At 43.6% G+C, this 11,299-nt stretch carries 10 protein-coding genes; 6 read left to right on the top strand and 4 right to left on the bottom strand.

The window, feature by feature from the left end; translation table 11 throughout:
• Positions 1-32 precede the first annotated feature (32 nt).
• Entirely contained in the window at positions 33-1,013 is a 981-nt protein-coding gene (locus PENNN9_RS00415) for a zinc-binding dehydrogenase (protein ID WP_058367809.1), read from the top strand.
• Positions 1,014-1,066: 53 nt separating this feature from the next.
• Positions 1,067-2,086, top strand: a complete 1,020-nt coding sequence (locus PENNN9_RS00410; RefSeq protein WP_058367808.1) for a YhdH/YhfP family quinone oxidoreductase — start codon at positions 1,067-1,069, stop codon at positions 2,084-2,086.
• Positions 2,087-2,204: 118 nt separating this feature from the next.
• Here the strand turns inward: PENNN9_RS00410 and PENNN9_RS00405 are convergent, their stop codons facing one another.
• The 3 genes from PENNN9_RS00405 to guaA form a co-directional block, all read right to left on the bottom strand.
• Positions 2,205-3,215, bottom strand: coding sequence for a hypothetical protein (locus PENNN9_RS00405; RefSeq protein ID WP_058367807.1), 1,011 nt, complete (start codon positions 3,213-3,215; stop codon positions 2,205-2,207).
• 168 nt (positions 3,216-3,383) lie between these two features.
• Positions 3,384-3,899, bottom strand: coding sequence for an Ltp family lipoprotein (locus tag PENNN9_RS00400; RefSeq protein WP_058367806.1), 516 nt, complete (start codon positions 3,897-3,899; stop codon positions 3,384-3,386).
• Between the two features lie 563 nt (positions 3,900-4,462).
• Positions 4,463-6,082, bottom strand: coding sequence for a glutamine-hydrolyzing GMP synthase (guaA, locus tag PENNN9_RS00395; protein WP_058367805.1), 1,620 nt, complete (start codon positions 6,080-6,082; stop codon positions 4,463-4,465).
• A gap of 77 nt (positions 6,083-6,159) precedes the next feature.
• Here guaA and PENNN9_RS12625 point away from each other — a divergent pair, with 77 nt between their 5' ends.
• From PENNN9_RS12625 to PENNN9_RS00385, 3 genes are all read left to right on the top strand, one after another.
• The gene (locus tag PENNN9_RS12625; protein WP_156410045.1) at positions 6,160-6,312 is read left to right on the top strand and encodes a hypothetical protein; all 153 of its coding nucleotides are present in this window, start codon (positions 6,160-6,162) and stop codon (positions 6,310-6,312) included.
• Between the two features lie 71 nt (positions 6,313-6,383).
• Positions 6,384-6,902, top strand: coding sequence for a cupin domain-containing protein (locus PENNN9_RS00390; RefSeq protein ID WP_058367804.1), 519 nt, complete (start codon positions 6,384-6,386; stop codon positions 6,900-6,902).
• A gap of 31 nt (positions 6,903-6,933) precedes the next feature.
• Positions 6,934-8,808, top strand: a complete 1,875-nt coding sequence (locus PENNN9_RS00385; protein WP_264752879.1) for a BCCT family transporter — start codon at positions 6,934-6,936, stop codon at positions 8,806-8,808.
• Positions 8,809-8,880: 72 nt separating this feature from the next.
• On the opposite strand, the gene PENNN9_RS00380 is transcribed toward PENNN9_RS00385, so the two are convergent.
• Positions 8,881-10,053: a MalY/PatB family protein gene (locus PENNN9_RS00380; protein WP_058367803.1), complete on the bottom strand. Its 1,173-nt coding sequence runs from the start codon at positions 10,051-10,053 to the stop codon at positions 8,881-8,883.
• Positions 10,054-10,396: 343 nt separating this feature from the next.
• On the opposite strand from PENNN9_RS00380, the gene PENNN9_RS00375 reads away from it, so the two are divergent.
• Complete coding sequence (locus tag PENNN9_RS00375; protein WP_227511669.1) at positions 10,397-11,221, top strand: hypothetical protein; 825 nt, start codon at positions 10,397-10,399, stop codon at positions 11,219-11,221.
• Positions 11,222-11,299: the final 78 nt, after the last annotated feature.

Raw genomic sequence — 11,299 nt, 5'->3', positions numbered from 1 at the left:
TCAAACTTATAAATAATAAAAAGGATATTTCTATGCGCACTGCAACTTACAACGAATTTGGCAAACCCTCAGAAGTGCTTAGCGTAACCGAAAGCCCTACTCCAGAACCTAATAATAACCAAGTCCGTATCAAAACCATCTTATCTTCTATCCATAACCATGATCTGGTTACCATCAAAGGCGAGTACGGTAATAAACCTGAACTGCCTGCCACGGGCGGTAGTGAGGCGGTAGGGGTAATCGACGCTTTAGGTAGTGAGGTTGAAGGCTTTGAAAAAGGTCAGCGCGTGGTGGTATCAGGCGTACAAGGTACGTGGGCAAAGTATTTTATCGCGCCAGCTCAAAGCATCATTCCTATACCAGACGCTATCGATGATGAAATGGCCGCTCAGCTTATCGCCATGCCGATGAGTGCGCTGCTGCTCATTGAGTTCTTAAACATCAAGCCGGGTCAATGGATCATTCAAAATGCTGCCAATGGCGCGGTTGGTGAATCCATGGCAATGCTCGCCCCTAAACGTAATATCAATACGATTAATCTGGTGCGCAGTACAGAGTCCGAGCAAGAGCTGATCGATCTTGGTATTACCAAAAACAACGTTGTCACCGATAACGATGACTGGAAAGAGCAAGTCAAAAATATCGTTGGTGACGACAAAATTAGTGGCGCTGTCGATGCGGTCGGCGGCAAGTCTGGTGGCGAGCTGGTATCTCTACTGGGTAAACACGGTGTGCTAGCATCTTTAGGTGCCATGTCTGGCAAACCGCTCACGCTTAACCCTAGCAATCTAATTTTTAATTTGGCGCAGGTAAAAGGCTTTTGGGCGAGCGATATGATGCAAGAGATCAGTAGCGATGATATGCAGCGCCTAACCCGTGAGCTGATTGAGCGCGCGGCAAGCGGCCAATTAAAACTCCCTTCTGGCGGCATTTATCCTTTAGATGATATTCAAACAGCGGTCTCTGAAAAAGTGCAGTCAGACAAAAAAGGTAAGATATTGATTAAGCCTTAATATATGTGTTTAAAACCTATTTAATCCAAAAGTAATAACAAAGGAATAATATTATGTCCAATCAAACGAACGCTGATAATAAAACCTTTAAAGCCTTAGTCGTCGAAGAAACCAGCGACGGTGCGTTTAAAAAAAGTATTCAACAGCGTAATGTCAGCGATTTACCTGAGAATGATTTATTAATAGAAGTGCATTATTCATCGTTAAATTTTAAAGATGCCATGTCAGCATCGGGCAATAAAAGAATCACTAAAAACTATCCGCACACCCCTGGTATTGATGCCGCGGGCGTGGTGGTAAGCGACAAATCTGGCACCTTTTCCGAGGGTCAAGAGGTCGTCGTCTTTGGCTATGATTTGGGTATGGATACGGATGGTGGCCTCGCCCAAATGATTTCTATCCCTGCCGATTGGGCGGTAGCCTGTCCAGAATCTTTATCGCTAAAAGAAGCCATGATTTATGGTACTGGCGGTCTAACTGCTGCTTTGAGTGTGCAAAAGCTTGAGAAAATGGGCGCAAAGCCTGAAGATGGTGCCGTCGCCGTCACGGGCGCAACGGGCGGCGTCGGTAGTATTAGCATTGCGATATTAAGTCAATTGGGCTACGAGGTTATCGCCTTCTCAGGTAAGCCTGAACAAAGCGATTATCTAAAAGATCTTGGCGCGAGTGAAGTCCGTCATCGCGATACTATCAATGAGATCGGCAATAAACCTGTCGGGCGCGAGCTATGGGCCAACGCTATTGATACCATCGGTGGCGATTACCTAGCCAACTTACTTAAGCAAACCAAAGCGGGCGGCGCAGTCACTTCTTGTGGTCTAGCGGGCGGTGCTGAATTTACGATGACAGTATTGCCGTTTATCACCCGCGCGGTGTCCCTACTCGGTATCGATTCGGTCTATATTCCACTGGATGATAAAAAGGCCATTTGGGAGCGTGTTTCAACCGATATGAAACTGCCTAATCTTGAGAATTTCTGCGAAGAGATTACGTTAGAACAGACACCTGAGTACTTAGATCGCTTTATGACGAGCAAGACGGTTGGGCGTTATGTGGTGAATGTGCGGGGTTAGGGTTTTATAAGTTAGCGTTATGAGTAAACGACAGCATCTCTTTTGAGGTGCTACCATTACTTTTTCATGAATACTGTTTAAATAAAATCAATATTAATTTAAATAGCATTCTTAACTTCTACCACCCTATAAACCTAGCTAATAACATCAGAGCTCCACCTACAAGAAAATTATCGATCATTGCCGATGGATTCGGTCGATAGACGTTGCTTATATAAGACAATCTTTCTTTTGATTTCTCAACAAAGAAAAATGTGTTGTTTGTAAAGTCTAACCTCTCATCTAAGAAAACTTGCAACCACATAAGTATAACTAGGCAATTCAATATAGTAGGATAATAATAAGCTTGATATAAGCCAAGCAAAATAGTACGTCTTTCTTCAGAAAGCTCGTTAAAATCTTCTATTAAAGATAGTTCGTCACTTATTTTTGAATCCAGTTCTACTATAGTTTCATTAACATTTTCTTTTGAATCTAGAATATTACCTGAATCGATTGGTAACGTATCTTCGAAAGGAAAATTCTTTAGTCTAGATATCGCTTTAAAAGACTCGAGATTGTGTATTGACTCAAGCTGCTTCAAAGCACCTGCGCATTCTGTGAGAGTTGTTTCAGGGATCATTCTAGATGTTTGCATCTCTCTTACAAGATTCGCAAACTCACTTTTATTTAATGCCTTACCAGCTATGTTGAGAGAACCTCTCCATGGTTCTAATGATTCTCTCAATCGATCTAGCGACGCTACTGTGTCTTTATATAGATCATTTTTATATATACCTTTCATAGTATTTTCCGCAACAAGCTTAGCATTGCTATTCAAGCTCAGACCTTCTATGGTTTTACGGAAGCTATCTTGCAAAGCTATGGCTTCTAGGATCTGAGGCTGCACAAGGCTTGCTGAGGCACTTAAAGCTGCAACATTAGCAGAAGCCAGATTTTGCTGTTCAAAAGCTTTTCTAGCAATTTCTCCAATATTAACAGCTGAACTTACACGTGCATTTTGCTCCGTTATTTCTGAAAGTTTTGATGAACTTTTAATCTGATGAAAAGGGTCTATTTGCCTTTGAATCTCATTCATTCTTGCAATTACCGATGATGTGAATATATCTTCAAGCTGTTTCCTATCCATCGATATCAACCCCTTCTTTAACCAATTTTAATTAGTTAGTATTTAGGGACTATTAACTATATAATCAACTAAAATTTAGTTTTAAATATTCCAATAAAAAAGCACTCAATCCGATTAAGTGCTTTTAATAATTCTACTTAATACCATTAGTGGTTTTAGCGTTTTAAATTATGAACAAGCGCCAGCTTGTTGTGCTCCGTAAGTTGCTTCATCTACAGTATATTTACTGCCTGCACTAGATGAGAGCTGTTCGATAAGTCCATCACAAGAAAAACCTGTCATATCAAGATATTGTTCTGCTGATCTGACAGCTTGTTTGTTCCAATCAATATTTAGACTATCCACTGCTACGGTAGCATCAGTGACCTCATAACCACTTCCTGCGTCTGATGAAAGCTGTTCGATAAGCCCATCTCTTGAAAACCCAGTCATATTAATATACTGTTCCGCCGATCTGACAGCATTTTTCTGTGGTCTACTCAAACCTTCTACATCTTCTACTTGAATCTCTTCTTGTTGTGCTCCAGTCTGCTCGGAAGTTGTATTTGTAACTTGATTCGCTGTACCTTCTTCAATAGGTTGAACAGCTGTAGTTTCTTGCTCTGCTGAGTCGTCACCAAAGATAACACCGATAATAATAAGTCCAATAAATATAATAATAATCCATTTAAATAATTTCTTCACAAAAGCTCCTTAGATAAGCATTACAGACATTCAAAAATTTTGTTTCAAACTATATAACTTCTAATTATATTATTTTATCGGAAATCATATGAACTTGAATTCTAAACAGTTGTTAATAATAACGCAAATCTCAGCCTACTACTAAAATAATTTTCTTTGAATTAAACCAGAAACTAAGCAAAATTCCTACTCTCACTAAATAGTAGTCAGTCAAATACTCGACACATCATAGGTCACTTTAAGAGCTGTAGCGATTCACTCATAGTGCGATTCAATATAGAATCATCTTAGCTTCGATACGCTCGCCTCTTATAGTTCAATCTACGACTTGTAGAGCGTTTTAGCCTCGATTGCAGCGGTTATCCTTGTTTGACCACTAGATTGCAGCGACTTAGCTCGCTGTAGTCTCGCGGCAGCAGGAACACAGCGGGCTTTAGTCGCGGCTCTAGTGGGCAGACAAGATAGTAGCGGAAAGCGAGATTAGCTCCAAAAACTCTAAAGCAAAAAAAAACACCCAACCAAGTTGAGTGTTTTTTTATATCAGCTAAAGATTAAGTAGGATATTATTCCCATTCAATCGTAGCAGGTGGCTTACTCGAAACATCATAAGTCACGCGAGATACATCAGCGATTTCGTTCATGATGCGGTTCGATACCGTCTCGATCAGATCATACGGCAGATGGGCAAAGCGCGCGGTCATGAAGTCGACAGTTTCAACCGCACGTAGCGCGATTACCCACGCATAGCGGCGACCATCGCCGACCACACCGACCGATTTGATCGGTTGGAATACCGCAAACGCTTGTGCGGTCTTATCATACCAGCCTGAACGCTCCAGCTCTTGCATAAAGATCGCATCGGCAAGGCGTAAGATATCGGCGTATTCTTTTTTGACCTCGCCAAGGATACGCACGCCTAAACCTGGTCCTGGGAACGGATGACGGTAGATCATCTTCTCTGGTAGGCCAAGGGTGATACCAAGCTTACGAACTTCATCTTTAAATAAGTCGCGTAATGGCTCGACCAACTCAAACGCCAAATCATCTGGCAGACCGCCAACGTTATGGTGGCTCTTAATCACGTGCGCCTTGCCTTGGTGCGACTTGGCTGATTCAATCACATCAGGATAAATCGTACCCTGTGCTAAGAACTCAATGGTTTTGCCATCACTTTGCGCGCTCACTTCACGCGCGCTATTGGCAAACACGTCAATAAAGGTCTTGCCGATGATTTTACGTTTTTTCTCTGGATCAGACTCGCCAGCTAAAGCGTTTAAGAATAAATCTTCGGCATCGACCCGGATGACTTTGACCCCCATGTTTTCAGCGAACACTTGCATGACCTGATCGCCTTCGTGCAGACGCAGCAGACCATTATCGACAAACACACAAGTGAGCTGATCGCCGATCGCCTTGTGCAATAGCGCGGCAACCACTGAGCTGTCGACCCCGCCTGACAGGCCGAGCAATACTTGCTTGTCACCGATTTGCTCTTTGAGCTGTGCCACCCGCATATCGACGATATTGTCTGGCGTCCACTCACCAGCGCAATCGCAGATCTGATGCACAAAGCGGCCCAGCAGCGCTTGACCTTGCAAAGTATGCGTCACTTCAGGATGAAACTGGAGACCGTAATAGTGCTTGTCATCATCAGCCATAATCGCAATCGGGCAGCTTGGCGTGCTGGCGATTACCTCAAAGCCTTGCGGCGCTTCGACGACCTTATCACCGTGACTCATCCATACATTCAGCTTAGCTGACTTCCCTTCTGTGCTGCTGTCTTCAATGCCTTCAGTTAGCTGCGAGTGCCCGTTAACGTCAATCGTCGCCGCGCCAAATTCATGGATATCACTGGCGTGAACTTGCCCGCCAAAACGATCTGCCATCGCCTGCATACCGTAGCAAATGCCAAGCACTGGTACACCAAGCTCAAACACCGCGTCATTGATACGCGGGCTGTTCTCGGCATGGACGCTCTCAGGGCCACCCGATAGGATAACGCCTTTGGCACCAAAGTCATGGATACGCTGAGCATCGATATCATAAGGGAACATCTCACAAAATACCCCAGAGTCGCGCACGCGGCGAGCGATAAGCTGGCTGTACTGCGAGCCAAAATCGAGAATGAGGATGCGGTCTTCTTTGATAGTAGGTAATGCAGGAGTGGCAGCGGCAGTGGTCATAAATCAATGTCCATCAAGAAAAAATTAGTGGCCTAGTGGCCTATTTTAACAAGTTTGCGCCCATTAATGGCTATTAGATGATGAATTATTCGCAGTTATTGACGATTATTACTCGTTTTGCCAGTTATTCGCAGTTATTTGAATTTGACGGTATCGAATGTGAGAAAAGAACAAGCAGCAATATCGATAATAAGGAAGCTGGGCGCTTACTAATCGCATTTTATACGTAATTAAGCAAATAAAACCATGCATTTATAGCTACTATAAAGTGAAGCATAAAATAAAACAACGGAGACAAACCATGACTAAACCATTAAAAGGGTTATCCCAAGAGCTACCGCAAGAGACGCTCAAAAGTACCCAAGATTACATCCTAACCAAGTCTGATATCGAAGATACGCCTGAGACCAAGCATGTTCATCAGTTTAATGAGCGCGCTATTCGGCATACAGTTTCGTTGAGTGATATCACTGGTCTGACCAAATTTGGTTTGCATCTTGTGCGCGTTGAGCCGGGTGATGAGACCACACAGCATCATTATCATGAAGAGTCAGACGAATTTGTCTATGTATTATCAGGACAGCTTTTATTGCATTATGGAGAAGAGTGCTATCAGTTAGCTGCTGGTGATTTTGTAGGTTTCCCCGCGCATGGTGCTGCGCATTCTATGATTAATGATAGCGATACGGACGCAGTCTATCTGATGGGCGGCAACAGACCACCGATTGATATTTGCCATTACCCAGGGATCAATCGAAAAATGTATACTATTCACGGAAAAAAGGAATTTGTAGACTTAGAAAATTTAGGCGAGGTATAAAATTTAACATCCAATACAAAGAGAAAACAACATGGGCAACACTGATAACAGTAAGGGCATTAAAAAACCTGATAAATCTACATCAGGTCTCGGGCTATCAAAAGAATATCTTCCAGACTATGTAAAAGCACGATCCAAACATCATAAACCGCCGCATCTAGGTACCTTCGATGTGGGTATGTCTATTCCGCAGTGGCGACCTGATCATGTACCCGATACCCGTATTGACAAATTTACTTTTTTTATGGTGCTTGTCATACTTTTTAGTATTGCTGTGCCTTTGATACTGTTTCCTGAGCAAGGCAAAGAATGGGTTGGGATCGCTCGCAGCTTTGTCAGTGCTAACTTTGGCTTTGCTTATCTGGCCTTTGGTGTCATTGCTTTATTGTTCGTCATTTACATTGTACTTTCGGATATTGGCAAGATCAAACTGGGCCGACCAGAAGAAACCGCTGAATTCTCCGATGTCTCTTGGGCATCGATGCTGTTCTGCGGGGGTATTGGCGCCAGTATTCTTTACTGGGGTTTGATTGAGTGGGCGTATTATTATCAAGGCCCGCCTTTTAACTTAGCAAGCGGCTCACCAGACGCCATTCGCTGGGCCACCACCTATGGCATCTTTCATTGGGGACCTGTCGCTTGGGCCATCTATTTAGTACCAGCGGTTCCGATTGCTTATTTTTATTATGTGCGTCAGACCCCAGTACTTAAGGTCAGCCAAACGCTTATGCCATTACTAGGCGAAAAGCTGGCTAGTAGCAATTGGGCTAAGATGCTCGACGTGCTGTTTGTCTTTGGTATGGTGGGGGGCGGTGCGACGACACTGGGTCTTGCCTCTCCGCTTATCAACGAAGGTTTATACAATTTATTTGGTTTACCGCGTAACATAACTATGCAAATTGTGGTGCTGTTAGTGACTACCATGATTTTTGCCTATAGTGCGTATCAGGGGTTAAAAGGCGGCATTCAAAAACTCTCCAACATCAATTTTTATTTGGCTGTGATATTTCTGCTGTTCATCTTAGTCGTTGGGCCAACCGTCTTTATCTTAAATACGGGCTTAGAAGCCATCGGGCGTTCTATCACCGAAATGCCGCGCATGATGACCTATGTTGAACCCTTTAAAGACTTCCAACAGTTCGGCTTTGAGCACACCACCTTCCCGCAAGATTGGACCGTTTTCTATTGGGCATGGTGGTTGGTATTTGCACCGACTATTGGCTTATTCATCGCCAAAATCTCGAGAGGACGTACGATACGTAATATGGTCTTAGGCTCGATGTTCTATGGCTCGATGGGCTGTGCGATGTTTATGATTATCTTGGGTAATTATGGTCTCTATCTACAATTGACTGGCACAGTAGATGTGGTTGCTGTCCTAAATAATGAGTCGCCCACTGCGGCCATCTTTGCCATCTTAAATAGCTTGCCGATGTCTTATGTCGTCATCGCTATCTTTACCTTTTTGGCCACTATCTTTACTGCCACGACTTTTGATTCTATCTCTTATATCTTGGCGTCCGTGGTACAAAAAGAAGTCGATGACGAACCGCATCGTTGGAACCGTCTATTTTGGGCATTCACATTGTGCTTGTTGCCTGCTATTTTGATGTTTTTGGGAGACCTGCAAACCTTACAGACTGCGTCTATCATCGCGGGTGCGCCGCTCATTATTATCCTATCAATGATGATCATCTCGGTGATTAAAGCGGCGCGCTATGATCTGGCTTATCAGCCTGATTACGGGGTAAAAACCATTCATATTGAAGAGCTGCCTGATAATTCACCGTGGCAAGAGGGGTTGACATCAGAGGCACTCGAAGGCTCGATATTGGCTCAGCAAGATGAATGGAAGCAGATGCGTATCAATCTTGGACAATCTGAGAACGATACAAACGGGAAGTAACATACTTATGCTTTGATTAAAATAACAAGTCAACAGGCTGGGTGATATTGGTCTCCCAGCCTTTTTATTTTTTTATTTATGATCATTCACACTATTAAAAGCCGTATGTATACGATTTAACCCTTCTATTAGCAGCGCTTTAGGACATGCTACGTTCAGGCGCATTTTAAGATGACCAGCGTCACCGTATTGAATACCGGCACTGAGCTCAACTTTAGCGTCTCTAAGCGCGTCATAAAGTGTCTTATCGTCTTGACCATATGCTGAACAATCAAGCCATATCAAATACGACGCCTCTGGGCGCATGACCTTAATATCAGGCAAATGCTGATTCAAAAACTGCACAGCGAACTCTATATTGGTTTCGATATACGTTAACGCCTGCGCCAACCACTCCCTACCTTCTTTATAAGCACTATAAGTCACTTCATAAGCAAACAAATTAAGATCGTGCTCATCACTTAAGCGCTGCTGCCAGTTAATTTTATTGATTAACGCCTCATCTTTAGCAAAGATGATTGAGCTTTTAATACCAGCGACGTTAAAGGTTTTGGTCATCGAAGTTAGGCTCACTACTTTATGCTCATAACCTTCTGCTAGCGTTAAAAAAGGGGTAAACGTATGACCGTTCAAAGTTAAATCTTGATGAATCTCATCGCTGACAATCGCTACATCATGCTTTTTGCAAATCGACAGCAACGCTTGAAGCTCATCCCTCGTCCACACGCGCCCGCCTGGATTATGCGGATTGCATAACAAATACAGCTTGACCTCATGCTCGACTATCTTAGCTTCTATATCGGCCAAATCTAGCTGATATTTACCCTCAACCTCTTTTAAAGCAGAAGTCACGAGCGTACGACTATTTTGCTCAACCTTAGTCATAAAAGGGGCATAAATGGGATCATTAACCATGACCGCATCTTCTGCCTCAGTAAACATTCTCAGCATCAATGCCAAACTTGGTATGACACCGTGAGAAAAGAGGATGTGTTTTTTGTTCAATGCTAAACCATAACGGCTACCATGCCAGTCAATAATCGCTTGATATAGCGCATCAGTGGGTTTGGTATAGCCCAATACGCCATGCTGCAGTACGCGTTCAATCGTGTTTAGGATAGGCGGCGCAGCTTTAAAATCCATATCTGCTACCCAAAGCGCAATAGTGTCATCGTTATAATGCCATTTAAGGGACCCTGTACCGCGTCTGTCAATTATCTCATCAAAGTTATAGGGCACAGGCATTCTCCTTCATTGAAAAATAAGGGTTTAGGGTACAACAGGAATGGCCTTATCGCCAATTACTTTATAGAAATTACATAGATATGCAATGAGATGACAATACGCAGACTAAAACCATTGGGCATTGTTTAGCGATTTATCGGCTTAGATAACATTTGAAATAAAATGCTAGCATTAGTTGAGTTATTAATATAAGTTAATAGTACGTTTGCATTTATAAATATAAATATACATTTGTATTTTTATTATTGGAGGGATTCAACACTGCAAGCAGTATAAATTCTGTTATTACCTACTCAAACCACTACTTAGCCAAGTTGGCTTTTTTAACATAGGATAACTTATAATGAAAATGGATTTTTCACCAAACTTAGCACTCAAAATGAGCGTACTTACTTTAGCAATCGTAGGCGTCGCTTCATGCACGACTATGGCAACAAGCGCTGAGTCTCAACCAATGAATGCAAATGCTACTAGCAGTACTGCTCTCGCTCTTGGCAATACTGCTATGGCTGGCGGTACTAACGATACTGTCGCTATCGGTAGTCAAGCCAATGCAGGACTCAACTCGGCCACCGCTGTCGGCGGCCAAGCCAATGCCGCTGGTCTCGGCTCAACGTCTATCGGTTGGCAATCAAAAGCCACTGCTGAACGTGCGCAAGCTTTTGGCCATCTAGCCAATGCGAGCGGCGTACGCGCGACCGCGGTGGGTGAAGCGGCCATGGCTGGCGGCACTAACGATACCGTTGCTGTCGGTAATAAAGCCAATGCAGGACTCAACTCAGCAACGGCCGTTGGTGGTGAGGCTAACGCTGCTGGTCTCGGCTCAACGTCTATCGGTTGGCAATCTAAAGCTACTGCTGAACGTGCGCAAGCTTTTGGGCACATCGCCAACGCTAGTGGCGTACGTTCTACCGCAGTGGGTGAGGCGGCAGCAGCACAAGGGGCAAATTCGGTCGCCGTAGGCAATAAATCTATGGCAGGCGGTATGAACAGTATCGCTATCGGTAACGAAGCAATGGCGGCTAAAAACAACCAAGTCGTCTTAGGTAGCGCTGGTCAAGTGCAGTCTAGTACCGCGTCACAGTCAGGTACGGTCAGAATAGTCACTATCGATGACAACGGTACTTTAGGCACGATGCTCGTTGACTATTACAAGTCGGCTAAATAATCATAGACAAGTTATCAATGCTGGTGCAGATATAACCAATCATACTCGATAAGGTCGTGAAACCTCGCTATGGCGAGG

Origin of the sequence: Psychrobacter sp. ENNN9_III (assembly GCF_001462175.1) — a bacterium.
GTDB lineage: Bacteria > Pseudomonadota > Gammaproteobacteria > Pseudomonadales > Moraxellaceae > Psychrobacter.
Note: the sequence above shows the minus strand (reverse complement) of the source record. Positions and strands in the feature narration are given on the sequence as shown.